Raw genomic sequence first — 13,806 nt, forward strand, 5'->3', positions numbered from 1 at the left:
CCCGCGCACGGTAATGCGCGGGCTCGGCGGGCAATAGATTCGTCAGTGAAAGGTTGAGAAACGAACGGTCGAAAACGGGCCGCGGATCAGAGATCCTCGGAGCCCAGCAGCATCTCGGTGATGCCCATTCCGGCCTTGACCATCGGGAACACGTTCTCGGTGGGGTCGGTGCGGAAATCCATGAACACGGTGCGGTCCTTGAGCTTGCGGGCCTCGCGCAGCGCGGGCTCCACGTCCTGGGGACGCTCGATCAGCATGCCGACGTGGCCATAGGCCTCGGCGAGCTTCACGAAGTTGGGCAGCGCATCCATGTAGCTGTGGCTGTAGCGGCCGGAGTACTCGATCTCCTGCCACTGGCGCACCATGCCGAGGTAGCGGTTGTTCAGCGAGCAGATCTTGATCGGCGTGTTGTACTGCAGGCAGGTCGACAGTTCCTGGATGCACATCTGTACCGAGCCTTCGCCCGTGATGGTGAAGACTTCCGAGTCCGGCTTCGCGAGCTTGATCCCCATGGCGTAGGGAATGCCCACGCCCATGGTGCCCAGGCCGCCGGAGTTGATCCAGCGGCGCGGCTCGTCGAAGCGGTAGTACTGCGCGGCCCACATCTGGTGCTGGCCGACGTCGGACGTGATGTAGGTGTCCGCGTCCTTGGTCATGTTCCACAGCGTCTCGACGACGAACTGCGGCTTGATCACGTCCTTGTTGCCCCGGTCGTACTTGAGGCAGTCGCGATCGCGCCAGCCCTCGATGGTCTTCCACCAGTTGGCGAGCGCGCCGGCGTCGGGCTTGGTCGTGCTCTCGCGGATCATCGAGATCAGCTCGGTGAGCACGTCCTTGACGTCGCCCACGATCGGGATGTCGACCTTCACGCGCTTGGAGATGCTCGACGGGTCGATGTCGACGTGGATGATCTTGCGTTCGTTCTGCGCGAAGTGCTTCGGGTTGCCGATCACGCGGTCGTCGAAGCGCGCGCCCACGGCCAGCAGCACGTCGCAGTTCTGCATCGCGTTGTTGGCCTCGATGGTGCCGTGCATGCCCAGCATGCCGAGGAACTTGCGGTCGCTCGCCGGATAGGCGCCCAGGCCCATCAGCGTGTTGGTGACCGGGTAGCCGAGCATGTCGACCAGCGTGCGCAGTTCGTTGGTGGCATTGCCCAGCAGCACGCCGCCACCGGTGTAGATGTAGGGGCGCTTGGCGTTGAGCAGCAGCTGCAGCGCCTTGCGGATCTGGCCGCCGTGGCCCTTGCGCACCGGGTTGTAAGAGCGCATCTCGACCTTCTCGGGATAGCCGGCGTAGGCCACCTTCTTGAACGAGACGTCCTTGGGCACGTCCACGACCACGGGGCCCGGACGGCCGCTGCGTGCGATGTGGAAGGCCTTCTTCATCGTCATCGCGAGATCCTTCGGATCCTTGACGAGGAAGTTGTGCTTGACGATCGGGCGCGTGATGCCGACCGTGTCGCATTCCTGGAAGGCATCCAGGCCGATCGCCGCCGTGGGGACCTGGCCCGAGATGATCACCATCGGGATCGAGTCCATGTAGGCCGTGGCGATGCCCGTGACCGCGTTCGTCAGGCCCGGGCCCGAGGTGACCAGCGCCACGCCCACCTCGCCGGTGGCGCGCGCATAGCCGTCGGCGGCGTGGACCGCCGCCTGCTCGTGGCGCACCAGCACGTGCTGGATGGTGTCCTGCTTGTAGAACGCGTCGTAGATGTAGAGAACCGCGCCGCCGGGGTAGCCCCAGACGTACTGGACGCCTTCGGCCTGCAGTGCCTTGACCAGCACTTCGGCGCCCATGAGTTCTTGCGTGTGATTGCCGGCGCCGGAGGACGCGGCTGCTGCGGAAGCGAGTTCCGCCTTCGAGATTTCCATGATCAACCTTTGGAGTTTTTTCGGGAACGAAAAACCTTGGGTGCCCCTTGCCAACCCTTGTGGGGCCGCGCCAGGACTTGAGGCCAAAGCCATGGGCGGACTGATTGTTCCGCCGGACCGTGACCCGTTTGCCTTTTGACTTGCGACCGCGATTATGACACCGACGCGGCCTTCCGCCGAGCCCGTATCGCCCCGCAACACGATTCGTCGAGAGCGGCGGGCATAATTCGCGGCCAACAACGAGGCATTCCCGCCCGACATCCATTCCCACGCGGCGCCCGGCGCCCCTCTCACGCTTGGCCACCGAACAAGAACTCTCCGATTTCCTGAAAAGCGTCGAACGCCGCGCTTTCAAGCGGTCGGTCTATCACGTGCGAGACGAGGAAGCGGCGCTCGACATCGTGCAGGACAGCATGATGAAGCTGGCCCAGCACTACGGCGACAAGCCCGCCGCCGAGCTGCCGATGCTGTTCCAGCGCATCCTTTCGAACTGCACGCTCGACTGGTTCCGCCGCCAGAAGACCCGCCGCGCCCTGTTCTCGAACCTCAGCGATTTCGAGTCCACCGACGACGACGGCGATTTCGACCTGCTCGAGAACTTCGCCTCGCCGACCGACTCCAGAGAAACCGAGAGCGCCGAGGACACCACGCGCCGGGCACAGGTCCTGCATGAGATCGAAGAACAGATCGCGGCATTGCCGGGCCGTCAACGCGAGGCTTTCCTGATGCGTTACTGGGAAGAAATGGACGTCGCAGAGACGGCCGCCGCCATGGGCTGCTCCGAGGGCAGCGTCAAAACCCATTGTTCGCGCGCCGTCCACGCTCTGAGCAAGGCGCTCAAAGCCAAGGGAATTTCGCTATGAATACTAAGGTTCCTCTCTCCTCCGTCGCCGAAGACGAGTTCGGCCAACGCGTGGCCGCGCGCCTGTCCGCCGGCAACCAGGCGTTGCCGCACGACATCGGCGAACGCCTGCGCGTAGCGCGCGCCCAAGCCGTGGCCCAGCGCAAACAGGCACCGCAGCTGCGCGTCGCGCCCGCCGTGGTGCAGTCGGGCAACACCGCCGCACTGGGTGGCGGCTGGGGCTGGTGGACGCGCATCGGCACCGTGGTGCCGCTCGTGGCCCTGGTGGCCGGCCTGGTCACCATCAGCGTGATGCAGGACGAGGACCGCGCCAGCGAGCTGGCCGAGGTCGATTCCGCGCTGCTCACCGGCGATCTGCCGCCGGCCGCCTATACCGACCCGGGCTTCGCGCAGTTCCTCAAGTCCGACGGCGCTTCCGACTGACGAGGGCGTTGGCCGCCCTCCCAGTCCCGCGCCCGGCTTCGCCGCTCCCGTCCGCCGCCAGATTTTCCCGCCCGTCCGAAGCCTCTCTCCGACCGATCATCCGAATGCCACGCCGCACCCTGCTCCCCGCGATTTCGCCCCGCTCCTCGCGCTCGTGGTCGCAAGGCGCGGTGGTTCGCCTCGGCGGGGTCGGCATCGTGGCCATGGCGGCACTGGGACTGACGATCGCGGCCGCGCAGACCACGCCCGTGCGCTCGGAAACCGTTCGCGCGGACACGCCCAAGGCCGCGCCGACCGGCACCATGGCCGCGTCCGCCGCCGCCAAGCCGCCCGTGCTCACCAAGCCGCTGTGGGCCGAGCTCACCGCCGAGCAGCAGCAGGCCCTGCAACCGCTGGCACCGCACTGGAACGCGCTCAACGTCGGCCAGAAGCGCAAGTGGCTCGCGCTGTCGCGCAATTACGCTTCGCTGCCGGCCGAGGACCAGATCACGCTGCGCAGCCGCATGATCGAATGGGCCGCGCTCAGCAACCAGCAGCGCGTCCAGGCGCGCCTGAACTTCGCCGAGGTCAAGCGCGTGCCGGCCGACGAGCGCAAGGCCAAGTGGGAGCAATACCAGGCCCTGAGCGAAGAGGAAAAGCGCAAGCTCGCCGAGCGCGCGCCGGCCAAGCCCAAGGGCGCCGCGATCCCGGTGCGCCCCGTGTCGTCCCAGAAACTGGTGGCCGTTCCGGCGGTTACGTCGCCGGGGCTGCACACGCCCCGCATCCAGCTCGCGCCGCCGATGGCACCCGCGGCGCCGGCCATCGTCCCGGCGGCCGCCCTCGCCGCGAACCCTCCGACGGCAGCCACCGGCACCGCAACGGCCACGACCGCACCGGCGTCGTCGTCGACCGCGGCCCCCGCCGGCTACACGCCCCAGCCGGTGCCGGCCGAAGCCCAGGTGCCGTCTCCGTACTCTTCATCGCCCGGTCCATCGACTTCGGTATCCTCCACACCGTCTTCCACTTCTGCGGGGCGCACGCTCGAGCCACCCTCGGCCGCCCCCTGACCCAAGGTCTCGATGGTTTCCAGCCCTTCCGAAATTTCGGAGTCGGATTCGCCTGTCCCACCCGCATCTGACGCTTCCCTTTCGATTGCAGAGGGCCCGGTCCCGGGACTCTGGCGCCGCATGGCCTGCTGGCTCTACGAAGGCATGCTGCTTTTCGCCGTGGTGTTCGTTTCGGGCTGGCTCTTCAGCACGCTGGGCCAGATGCGCGATGCCATGGATGAGCGGCGCCACCTGTTCCAGGCCTTCCTCTTCGTGGTGTTCGGCGTCTACTTCGTCTGGTTCTGGGCCAAGGGCCAGACGCTGGCGATGAAGACCTGGAACATCCGCATCGTCGACGTGAACGGCCACCCGGTCAGCCAGCGCCGCGCGCTCGCGCGCTACCTGCTGAGCTGGATCTGGTTCCTGCCGCCGCTCGCCGCCGTCGCGCCCTTCAAGCTGTCGGGCCCGGAAGTCACGGTGCTCGTCTTCGGCTGGGTGGCCATCTGGGCCCTGCTGGCACGCTTCCATCCGCAACGCCAGTTCTGGCATGACGCCTGGGCCGGCACCCGGCTCGTCACCTCCAAGCCCATGAGCCGCCGATGAGCGCCCTGCCCGAACTTCCCGACCCCGCCGTCAACCCGCAGAAGGCCCGCAAGGGTTTCGAGCGCGTCTGGCACGCCACGCTGATCTCGCTGCACGGCTTGCGCGCCGGCTGGAGCGAGCCGGCCTTCCGGCAGGAAGCCATCCTGTCGATGGTGATGATCCCCGCCGCCTTCTGGCTCGGCCGCAGTTGGGTCGAGGTCGCTCTGCTCGCGGGCAGCGCGGTGCTGGTGATGATCGTCGAGCTGCTCAACACGGCGGTGGAAGCCGCCATCGACCGCATCGGCCCCGAATGGCACGACCTCTCCAAGCGCGCCAAGGACATGGGCAGCGCCGCGGTGCTGCTGTCGCTGTCGCTGTGCACCTGCATCTGGGCGGCAGCCCTGTGGACGCGCTTCGTGTCATGAGCGGGCCCGCCGCGCGAGGCATGATCGGGGGATGACCCCTGAATTTTCGATCTGCGTGTATTGCGGCTCGCGCCCCGGCGAGCGTCCCGAGTTCACCGAAGCCGCCACGGCGGTAGGCCGCTGGATCGGCCAGCAGCGTGGCCAGCTGGTCTACGGCGGTGGCCGCACCGGCCTGATGGGCACGGTGGCCGAGGCCACGCGCGCCGCGGGCGGCCGCGTGGTCGGCATCATCCCCAAGGCACTGGTCGACAAGGAACTGGCCAACCCGCTGTGCGACGAGCTGCACGTGGTCGACACCATGCACGAACGCAAGGCGATGATGGGCGAACGCGCCGACGCCTTCCTGGCCATGGCCGGCGGCATCGGCACCTTCGAGGAGTTGTTCGAGATCTGGACCTGGCGCCAGCTCGGCTACCACGACAAGCCGGTCGGCATCCTCAACAGCGTGGGCTACTACGACAAGCTGCTGGAATTCCTCGCGCAGAGCGTGCGCGACGGCCTGATGGGCGACTGGCAGATGAGCCTGGTGCGCACCGGCACCGAGGCCGAACCGCTGCTCGCGGCGCTGCGGGCCGAGGTGCCGCGCCATCCGCGCGACGACCGACTGGCCGAGAACCTCTGAGCCCGCGGTGAAAGAACGGCCGGCGAGCGCCGGCCCCAGCGGCTCAGCTCAGACCGCGTTCTCGTTCTCTTCGCCGGTGCGGATGCGCACGATGCGCTCGACGGCCGTCACGAAGATCTTGCCGTCGCCGATCTTGCCGGTGCGCGCCGAGTTCACGATGGCCTCGATGCAGCGCTCGACGTCGCCCTCGTTGACGACCACTTCGACCTTCATCTTCGGCAGGAAGTCGACCACGTACTCGGCGCCGCGGTACAGCTCGGTATGGCCCTTCTGGCGGCCGAAGCCCTTAACCTCGGTCACGGTGAGTCCGGTGACGCCCACTTCGGCCAGGGCCTCGCGTACGTCCTCGAGCTTGAAGGGTTTGACGATGGCGGTGATCTGCTTCATGGTTTGCGTGCTCCGGCGGTTTCGTTGAATTTGCTGGTGATAGGGTAACGCCAATCCTTGCCAAAACTGCGGTGCGTCACCCGGATGCCTACCGGCGCCTGGCGCCGCTTGTATTCGTTGATCTTGATGAGCCGTGCCACCCGCTCGACCACCGCGCGGTCGTAGCCCGCGGCGATGATCTCGTCGATGCCCTCGTCGTCCTGCATGTAGCGTGCCAGGATCGCATCGAGGATGTCGTAGGGCGGCAGGCTGTCCTGGTCGGTCTGGTCGGGCCGCAGCTCGGCGCTCGGGGGCCGCGTGATGATGCGCTCGGGGATCGGCTCGGCGCCGGTGCCGTAGGGATCGTGGGCATTGCGCCAGCGCGCGAGCGCGAACACTGTCGTCTTCAGCAGGTCCTTGATGACCGCGAAGCCGCCCGCCATGTCGCCGTAGAGCGTGCAGTAGCCGGTAGCCATCTCGCTCTTGTTGCCCGTAGTGAGAACGATCGAGCCGAACTTGTTCGACAACCCCATCAGCAGCGTGCCGCGGATGCGGGCCTGGATGTTCTCCTCGGCCGTGTCCTCGGGCCGGCCCGCGAACTCGGTGGCCAGCGCCGCCTTGAACGACTCGAAGGTGTGCCGGATCGAGATCTCGTCGTAGCGCACGCCCAGGCGACCCGCCATGTCGCGCGCGTCGATCCAGCTGATGTCGGCCGTGTAGGGCGAGGGCATCATCACCGCGCGCACCTTGTCCTTGCCGAGCGCGTCGACCGCGATCGCGAGCACCAGCGCCGAATCGATGCCGCCCGACAGCCCGAGGATCGCACCCGGAAAACCGTTCTTGCCGACGTAGTCGCGCACGCCGAGCACCAGCGCATCCCAGAGCTGGGCCTCGGCGTCGCGCGGCGCGGCGATGGGCTCGGGCAGGAAGCGCACGCCCTGCGACGGTGCACGCTCGAGCTCGGCCAGCACCAGCTTCTCCTCGAAGCCCGGCGCCTGCACGGCGAGCGCGCCATCGGCCTGCAGCGCGAACGAGGCGCCGTCGAACACCACCTCGTCCTGCCCGCCCACGAGGTGGGCATAGACCAGCGGCAGCCCCACGGCGCGCGCGCGTTCGGCCATGCGCGCCACGCGCTCGCCCTCCTTGCCCACGTGGTAGGGCGAAGCATTGATGACGGCCAGCACCTCGGCGCCGGCGGCGCGCGCCAGCTCGGCCGGCGCGTCGAACCAGGCATCCTCGCAGATCAGCAACCCGACCGACACGCCGCCGGCCTCGAACACGCAGGTGCCCTGCCCCGGCGCGAAGTAGCGGCGCTCGTCGAACACCTGGTAGTTCGGCAGCTCGCGCTTGGCGTAGGTCTGAAGGATGCGGCCTTCCTTGAGCACGCTGGCCGCGTTGTGGCGCAGCTGCACCGACACGGAGCGCCCGCGCAGGCTGCCGCCGCTCGGATGCCCCACCACCACGACCATGTCTTTGAGGTCGGCCAGAGCGGCGGCGATGCCTTTCACGGCATCATCGCAAGCTTCGGTGAAGGCGGGCCGCAGGAACAGGTCCTCGGCCGCATAGCCGGCGATCGAGAGTTCGGGCGTCAGCAGAAGGCGAGCGCCCCGGGCATGGGCCTCGCGCGCGGCCGCCACGATTTTTCGGGCATTGCCGGGGAGATCGCCCACCACGAAATTGAGTTGCGCGATGGCGAGCTTGAGCGTCATACGGAAGGAAGAAACAGGCTTGAACGATTATGTCATTCGGGTTGTCGCGTCGCCGTCGGACGTGAGCCCGCAGGCCTGGAACGCGCTGCTCGCCGCGCAGGCCGAACCCTCGCCCTTCATGCGCCACGAGTACCTGGCAGCGCTGCACGAGAGCGGCAGCGCCACGCCCGAGAGCGGCTGGACGGCCCAGTTCTTCACCCTCTGGCGCGGCGACACGCTCGAGGCCGCCTGCCCGGTCTACGTCAAGGACCACTCCTACGGCGAGTACGTGTTCGACTGGGCGTGGGCCAACGCCTACCAGCAGCATGGCCTGGCCTACTACCCGAAGGCGACGGTCGCGGTGCCGTTCACGCCCGTGCCCGGCGCGCGCCTGCTCGCGCGCGATGCGGCCGGCCGCGCGCTGCTGGCCCAGGCGCTGGTGGCCTGGTGCAAGGAGAGCGAGCTGTCGTCGCTGCACCTGCTGTTCGGTGCCGCGGCCGACATCGAGGCCTGCACCGAGGCCGGGCTGATGTTGCGGCACACGGTGCAGTTCCATTGGCAGAACCCGGCGCCCGGCTACGCGGACTTCGAGGCCTTCCTCGCGAGCCTCTCGCACGACAAGCGCAAGAAGATCCGCCAGGAGCGCCGCAAGGTCGCCGATGCCGGCGTGCGCTTCCGCTGGTCGCGCGGGACCGACATCTCGCGCGCCGACTGGGACTTCTTCTACCGCTGCTACGCGCGCACCTACCGCGAGCACGGCAACCCGCCCTACCTCACGCGCGACTTCTTCCATCGCATGGCCGACACGCTGCCCGAAGCCTGGCTGCTGTTCATCGCCGAGCGCGAGGGCAAGCCGATCGCCGCCAGCCTGATCGCGCTGGCCACCGACGACGCCACCGGCAGCCCGCTCGTGGCCTACGGCCGCTACTGGGGCGCGGTCGAACGCGTCGACTGCCTGCACTTCGAGGCCTGCTACTACCAGCCGCTGGCCTGGTGCATCGCGCACGGCGTGCATCGCTTCGAGGGCGGCGCGCAGGGCGAGCACAAGATGGCGCGCGCCCTGATGCCCGTGAAGACCACCAGCGCCCACTGGCTCGCGCATCCCGCGTTCGCCGACGCGGTCGAGCGCTTCCTCGAGCGCGAGGGCGAAGGCATCGAGAACTACATGGACCACCTGGGCGAGCGCAGCCCGTTCAAGGCGGCCTGAGCGCGACGGCGGGTACGCGTCAGGCCACGGCCAAACTCGGCTGCTATAACCCCGGCAGATCGCCAACAACAAGGGGAAAAGTCATGCCATTCGTCGGCCTGGGTCTGCACATCCTGATCGCGCTGTTCTTCGCGGTGCACGCGATGCGCCACGGCAAGCAGATGTACTGGCTCCTGATCCTGTTCAGCTTTCCGCTGCTGGGCAGCATCGTCTACTTCGTGGTCGAGTACCTGCCCGCCTCGCGCATGCAGCGCACCGCGGGCAAGGTCGCGAGCGCGGCCATCGGCTTCATCGATCCCGAGCGCGAATACCGCGCGGCCGAGCAGGCCTACGACCTCGCGCCCACGGCGCAGAACAAGCTGCGCCTCGCCAAGGCCGCGCTCGACCGCGGCCAGGCCGGCGAGGCCGTCGGGCACTACCGCGATGCACTCAAGGGCCCGCTGGCCTCCGATCCCGAGCTGCAGTTCGGCCTCGCGAGCGCGCTGCTGGCCGCGGGCGGTCCCGGCGCGGGCAGCGAAGCGATGCAGGCGCTGCAAAGCCTGCGCTCGACCCGCGACGACTACCGCAAGGACGAGGTCGCGCTGCTGGTGGCCCGCGCCCTGGCCGCCGAGGGCCGCAACGACGAAGCGCGCCAGGCCTTCGAATCGACCCTGAGCCTCTACAACACCGTCGAGGCGCGTGCGCGCTACGTGGCCTGGCTCGCGCAGCAGGGCGACAGCGCCGCCGCGCAGCGCCAGTGGGACGAACTCCAGCAGGCCGCGCGCCACTGGAACTCGCACGCCCGCTCGGTCAACCGCGAATGGATGCGGCTGGCCGGCGACGCGGCCCGCGGCTGAAGCTCAGCCCGAGGCTGCGACCAAGGGCATAGCCGGCCCTGCCGTTCGGCAGATCAACATCGGCGGGCGCGGGAACGAGCATGTGGGCATCGCGCAGGCCCGTCACGCAGGAGCGCACCGCATGCCCGCATCGATCCGCAACCTTATCTCCCGGGCGCTGGCCCTGGGCCTCGCGGCCCTCGCCTGCGTGCCGGCCCATGCCGCCAGCTTCGACTGCGCCAAGGCCTCGAACCCCACCGAGAAGACCATCTGCGCCACGCCCGCGCTCTCGCTGCAGGACGAGAGCATGGCCGACCTCTATCGCAAGCGGCTTGCGACAGCCGATGCCGGCCAGTGGGCCACCTACCTGAAGCGCGACCAATGCGCGCCGGTCGCCGTTCGAGCAGGAGTGACTGCCCGCGCGACCCGCGCGCCCCGCCCGATCACTTCTTGTAGGCGGCGATACCGTCGAGGATTTCCTTGCGGGCGGCGTCGATGCCTTCCCAGCCCAGCACCTTGACCCACTTGCCGGCCTCGAGGTCCTTGTAGTGCTCGAAGAAGTGGCTGATGGCCTTCAGGCGCATCGGGTTCACGTCGTCCACCGATTTCCAGTGGCTGTAGATCGGCAGCACCTTGTCGGTCGGCACGGCCAGCACCTTGCCGTCCACGCCGGCTTCGTCTTCCATCATCAGGATGCCCAGCGGGCGGCAGGGCACGACCACGCCCGGCAGCAGCGGGTACGGCGCGATCACCAGCACGTCGACCGGGTCGCCGTCGCCCGACAGCGTCTGCGGCACGTAGCCGTAGTTGGCCGGGTAGTACATGGCCGTGGTCATGAAGCGGTCGACGAAGATCGCGCCCGATTCCTTGTCGACCTCGTACTTGATCGGGTCGGCATTCATCGGGATTTCGATCACGACGTTGAAGGCATCGGGGACGTTCTTGCCGGGGGAGACTTTGTCGAAGGACATGACGTTTTTCGAGTAGTTGAAAAGTATGAGGGGGATGCGGACAAACCCGAAGTTTACTTTCCGAGTCACGGACCCGTCGCACGCGATTTCGTTTTTGCCTGTAAATTGCAGCCGTTGGCCAATCGGCTCCGCACCCCGGCTCCCCGGGATGCAGCGAGCTTCGAGGAAGCAACGCGGCGGAAATCTCGACTCCCGCGCGTTGCACGCAACGGATCCTCGCGCTTTCCGTCTCCACGTCACAACGAACGAATGGAGAAGCAACGCATGAATGGCAACACCCCCCTCATCCTCGCCATCGTCTGCGGCCTCGTGGCCGTGGCCTACGGCATCTGGGCCCGAAGTTGGATCCTCGCCAAGGACGCGGGCAACGCGCGCATGCAGGAGATCGCGGCGGCGATCCAGCAGGGCGCGGCGGCCTACCTGGCCAAGCAGTACCGCACCATCGCCATCGTGGGCGTGGTGCTCGCGATCCTGATCGCACTGTTCCTCGACCTCACGACCGCGGTCGGCTTCGTGGTCGGCGCGGTGCTCTCGGGCGCCTGCGGCTTCATCGGCATGAACGTCTCGGTGCGCGCCAACGTGCGTACCGCGCAGGCCGCCACCCAAGGCATCGGCCCGGCGCTCGACGTGGCTTTCCGCGGCGGCGCCATCACCGGCATGCTGGTGGTCGGGCTGGGCCTGCTGGGGGTCTCGATCTTCTACTGGTTCCTGGCCTCCAAGGGCCTGCCTAGCGGTAACCATGCGCTGGCGGCGCTGCTCAATCCGCTGATCGGCTTCGCCTTCGGCTCCTCGCTGATCTCGATCTTCGCGCGGCTGGGCGGCGGCATCTTCACCAAGGGCGCCGACGTCGGCGCCGACCTGGTGGGCAAGGTCGAGGCCGGCATCCCCGAGGACGATCCGCGCAACCCCGCGGTGATCGCCGACAACGTGGGCGACAACGTCGGCGACTGCGCCGGCATGGCGGCCGACCTGTTCGAGACCTACGCGGTGACGCTGATCGCCACCATGGTGCTCGGCGCGCTGATGGTCACGGCGGCGCCGGTCAACGCGGTGCTCTATCCGCTGGCGCTGGGCGGCGTGTCGATCATCGCGTCGATCATCGGCTGCTTCTTCGTCAAGGCCTCGCCGGGCATGACCAACGTGATGCCGGCGCTCTACAAGGGCCTGGCGGTGGCGGGCATCCTGTCGCTGATCGCGTTCTGGTTCGTCACCAGCTGGCTCATTCCCGACAACGCGATCGCGGCCAGCGGCAGCCAGCTCGAGCTGTTCGGCGCCTGCTTCGTGGGCCTGGCGCTGACGGCGGCGCTGGTGTGGATCACCGAGTACTACACGGGCACGCAGTACAAGCCGGTGCAGCACATCGCGCAGGCCTCGACCACGGGCCACGGCACCAACATCATCGCGGGCCTGGGCGTGTCGATGCGTTCGACGGCCTGGCCGGTGATCTTCGTGTGCATCGCCATCCTGGCCTCGTACGCGCTGGCCGGCCTGTTCGGCATCGCGGTGGCCGCGACCTCCATGCTCAGCATGGCCGGCATCGTGGTGGCGCTGGACGCCTATGGCCCCATCACCGACAACGCCGGCGGCATCGCCGAGATGAGCGAGCTGCCCGCGAGCGTGCGCGACATCACCGACCCGCTGGACGCGGTGGGCAACACCACCAAGGCCGTGACCAAGGGCTACGCGATCGGCTCGGCCGGCCTCGCGGCGCTGGTGCTGTTCGCCGACTACACGCACAAGCTCGAGAGCTTCGGCCTGAACATCACCTTCAATCTCAGCGATCCGATGGTGATCGTCGGCCTGTTCATCGGCGGCTTGATCCCCTACCTGTTCGGCGCGATGGCGATGGAGGCCGTGGGCCGCGCCGCGGGCTCGGTGGTCGAGGAAGTGCGCCGGCAGTTCCGCGACATCCCCGGCATCATGGAAGGCACCGCCAAGCCCGAATACGGCAAGGCCGTGAGCATGCTCACTGGCGCGGCCATCAAGGAGATGATGATCCCCTCGCTGCTGCCGGTGCTGGTGCCGATCGTGGTCGGCCTGCTGCTCGGACCGAAGGCCCTGGGCGGCCTGCTGATGGGGACCATCGTCACGGGCCTGTTCGTCGCCATCTCCATGTGCACCGGCGGCGGTGCCTGGGACAACGCCAAGAAGTACATCGAGGACGGCCACTTCGGCGGCAAGGGCAGCGAGACGCACAAGGCCGCCGTCACCGGCGACACCGTGGGCGATCCCTACAAGGACACGGCCGGCCCGGCCGTGAACCCGCTGATCAAGATCATCAACATCGTGGCGCTGCTGCATCGTGCCGCTGGTGGTGAAGTTCCATGCCGGCGATGCGACGGCGGCCGTGCCGCCCCCGGCACCCGTGGCCGCCACGGCACCGGCCGCGGTCAGCACGCCTGCGGGCGCCGTGGTTTCGGGCGCGGTGACCGCGGCCGAAGCCGCCGCGATCAAGGTCGAGAACGGCGTGGTCAAGTCTACTTCGCCACCGGCAGCGCCGAGGTCGCGCCCAATGCCAGGGAGGCGCTGGCCGACGTGATCAAGGCGGTGCAGAGCGGCAACACGGTGCTGGTGAGCGGCTACCACGACGCCACCGGCGACGCCGCGAAGAACGCCGAGCTCGCCAAGCAGCGCGCGATGGCGGTCGGCGATGCGCTCAAGGCCGCCGGCGCGCCCGAGGACAAGATCGAGCTCGCCAAGCCCGAGCAGACCCAGGCCGACGGCCCCGCGGGCGAGGCGCGGCGCGTCGAGGTGAAAGTGAAGTCCTGAGGCTCGCGCCCGACTGAAACGCCATTCCGGAAGGGGCGATGCCGCATCGGCGTCGCCCCTTTTTCTTGCGCGCTCGAGAACGCGTGCCATCGAAGCGAGGTGCACGCGCCACGTTTCGCGTGACCGGGCCGCGCCGGCCCGCTACGCTTGCGCGCCAGGCCTTTCGAATCCGATGACACA

13 protein-coding genes and 1 pseudogene are annotated in these 13,806 nt (G+C 68.2%); 10 read left to right on the top strand and 4 right to left on the bottom strand.

Going from position 1 to position 13,806, the window contains the following annotated elements; translation table 11 throughout:
• Positions 1 to 86: 86 nt before the first annotated feature.
• Complete coding sequence (locus ACHMXE_RS29295; protein ID WP_203205668.1) at positions 87 to 1,871, bottom strand: acetolactate synthase 3 catalytic subunit; 1,785 nt, start codon at positions 1,869 to 1,871, stop codon at positions 87 to 89.
• A 296-nt stretch (positions 1,872 to 2,167) separates the two neighbouring features.
• On the opposite strand from ACHMXE_RS29295, the gene ACHMXE_RS29300 reads away from it, so the two are divergent.
• The 6 genes from ACHMXE_RS29300 to ACHMXE_RS29325 all read left to right on the top strand — a co-directional run bounded on the left by ACHMXE_RS29300 (position 2,168) and on the right by ACHMXE_RS29325 (position 5,810).
• A complete protein-coding gene (locus ACHMXE_RS29300; protein ID WP_203205667.1) occupies positions 2,168 to 2,734 on the top strand; it encodes an RNA polymerase sigma factor in 567 nt (188 codons plus the stop codon).
• Positions 2,731 to 3,156 carry a DUF3619 family protein gene (locus ACHMXE_RS29305; protein ID WP_203205666.1) on the top strand — a complete coding sequence of 142 codons (426 nt, stop codon included), beginning with the start codon at positions 2,731 to 2,733 and terminating at the stop codon, positions 3,154 to 3,156. The genes ACHMXE_RS29300 and ACHMXE_RS29305 overlap by 4 nt, the downstream gene beginning before the upstream one ends.
• Before the next feature lie 104 nt (positions 3,157 to 3,260).
• The gene (locus ACHMXE_RS29310; protein WP_395347677.1) at positions 3,261 to 4,202 is read left to right on the top strand and encodes a DUF3106 domain-containing protein; all 942 of its coding nucleotides are present in this window, start codon (positions 3,261 to 3,263) and stop codon (positions 4,200 to 4,202) included.
• A gap of 12 nt (positions 4,203 to 4,214) precedes the next feature.
• Positions 4,215 to 4,784 carry an RDD family protein gene (locus ACHMXE_RS29315; RefSeq protein WP_203205664.1) on the top strand — a complete coding sequence of 190 codons (570 nt, stop codon included), beginning with the start codon at positions 4,215 to 4,217 and terminating at the stop codon, positions 4,782 to 4,784.
• A complete protein-coding gene (locus ACHMXE_RS29320) occupies positions 4,781 to 5,188 on the top strand; it encodes a diacylglycerol kinase (RefSeq protein ID WP_203205663.1) in 408 nt (135 codons plus the stop codon). The genes ACHMXE_RS29315 and ACHMXE_RS29320 overlap by 4 nt, the downstream gene beginning before the upstream one ends.
• 31 nt (positions 5,189 to 5,219) lie before the next feature.
• Positions 5,220 to 5,810: a TIGR00730 family Rossman fold protein gene (locus tag ACHMXE_RS29325; protein ID WP_395347679.1), complete on the top strand. Its 591-nt coding sequence runs from the start codon at positions 5,220 to 5,222 to the stop codon at positions 5,808 to 5,810.
• A gap of 48 nt (positions 5,811 to 5,858) precedes the next feature.
• Here the strand turns inward: ACHMXE_RS29325 and ACHMXE_RS29330 are convergent, their stop codons facing one another.
• Together ACHMXE_RS29330 and ACHMXE_RS29335 are read right to left on the bottom strand one after the other, a co-directional pair.
• Positions 5,859 to 6,197 carry a P-II family nitrogen regulator gene (locus ACHMXE_RS29330; protein ID WP_013540975.1) on the bottom strand — a complete coding sequence of 113 codons (339 nt, stop codon included), beginning with the start codon at positions 6,195 to 6,197 and terminating at the stop codon, positions 5,859 to 5,861.
• Positions 6,194 to 7,885, bottom strand: coding sequence for an NAD+ synthase (locus ACHMXE_RS29335; protein WP_203205662.1), 1,692 nt, complete (start codon positions 7,883 to 7,885; stop codon positions 6,194 to 6,196). The genes ACHMXE_RS29330 and ACHMXE_RS29335 overlap by 4 nt, the downstream gene beginning before the upstream one ends.
• A gap of 19 nt (positions 7,886 to 7,904) precedes the next feature.
• On the opposite strand from ACHMXE_RS29335, the gene ACHMXE_RS29340 reads away from it, so the two are divergent.
• From ACHMXE_RS29340 to ACHMXE_RS29350, 3 genes are all read left to right on the top strand, one after another.
• On the top strand, positions 7,905 to 9,071 hold the full coding sequence (locus ACHMXE_RS29340) for a GNAT family N-acetyltransferase (protein WP_395347680.1): 1,167 nt from the start codon (positions 7,905 to 7,907) through the stop codon (positions 9,069 to 9,071).
• A gap of 83 nt (positions 9,072 to 9,154) precedes the next feature.
• Positions 9,155 to 9,907: a hypothetical protein gene (locus ACHMXE_RS29345; RefSeq protein WP_395347681.1), complete on the top strand. Its 753-nt coding sequence runs from the start codon at positions 9,155 to 9,157 to the stop codon at positions 9,905 to 9,907.
• Positions 9,908 to 10,028: 121 nt separating this feature from the next.
• Positions 10,029 to 10,406: a lysozyme inhibitor LprI family protein gene (locus ACHMXE_RS29350; protein ID WP_395347682.1), complete on the top strand. Its 378-nt coding sequence runs from the start codon at positions 10,029 to 10,031 to the stop codon at positions 10,404 to 10,406.
• On the opposite strand, the gene ppa is transcribed toward ACHMXE_RS29350, so the two are convergent.
• Positions 10,330 to 10,857, bottom strand: a complete 528-nt coding sequence (gene ppa / locus ACHMXE_RS29355) for an inorganic diphosphatase (protein WP_093341396.1) — start codon at positions 10,855 to 10,857, stop codon at positions 10,330 to 10,332. The two genes, ACHMXE_RS29350 and ppa, sit on opposite strands and share 77 nt — an antisense overlap.
• Before the next feature lie 264 nt (positions 10,858 to 11,121).
• Between ppa and ACHMXE_RS29360 the strand changes: the two are divergent.
• Positions 11,122 to 13,626: pseudogene (locus tag ACHMXE_RS29360) on the top strand (sodium-translocating pyrophosphatase).
• Positions 13,627 to 13,806: the final 180 nt, after the last annotated feature.

The organism is Variovorax sp. UC122_21 (assembly GCF_044056785.1).
Taxonomy (GTDB): domain Bacteria; phylum Pseudomonadota; class Gammaproteobacteria; order Burkholderiales; family Burkholderiaceae_C; genus Variovorax.

Coding starts and splice junctions, on each gene's coding strand:
- ACHMXE_RS29295 (WP_203205668.1), bottom strand. CDS start 1,871: ATGGAAATCTCGAAGGCGGAACTCGCTTCCGCAGCAGCCGCGTCCTCC.
- ACHMXE_RS29305 (WP_203205666.1), top strand. CDS start 2,731: ATGAATACTAAGGTTCCTCTCTCCTCCGTCGCCGAAGACGAGTTCGGC.
- ACHMXE_RS29310 (WP_395347677.1), top strand. CDS start 3,261: ATGCCACGCCGCACCCTGCTCCCCGCGATTTCGCCCCGCTCCTCGCGC.
- ACHMXE_RS29315 (WP_203205664.1), top strand. CDS start 4,215: ATGGTTTCCAGCCCTTCCGAAATTTCGGAGTCGGATTCGCCTGTCCCA.
- ACHMXE_RS29320 (WP_203205663.1), top strand. CDS start 4,781: ATGAGCGCCCTGCCCGAACTTCCCGACCCCGCCGTCAACCCGCAGAAG.
- ACHMXE_RS29325 (WP_395347679.1), top strand. CDS start 5,220: ATGACCCCTGAATTTTCGATCTGCGTGTATTGCGGCTCGCGCCCCGGC.
- ACHMXE_RS29330 (WP_013540975.1), bottom strand. CDS start 6,197: ATGAAGCAGATCACCGCCATCGTCAAACCCTTCAAGCTCGAGGACGTA.
- ACHMXE_RS29335 (WP_203205662.1), bottom strand. CDS start 7,885: ATGACGCTCAAGCTCGCCATCGCGCAACTCAATTTCGTGGTGGGCGAT.
- ACHMXE_RS29345 (WP_395347681.1), top strand. CDS start 9,155: ATGCCATTCGTCGGCCTGGGTCTGCACATCCTGATCGCGCTGTTCTTC.
- ACHMXE_RS29350 (WP_395347682.1), top strand. CDS start 10,029: ATGCCCGCATCGATCCGCAACCTTATCTCCCGGGCGCTGGCCCTGGGC.
- ppa (WP_093341396.1), bottom strand. CDS start 10,857: ATGTCCTTCGACAAAGTCTCCCCCGGCAAGAACGTCCCCGATGCCTTC.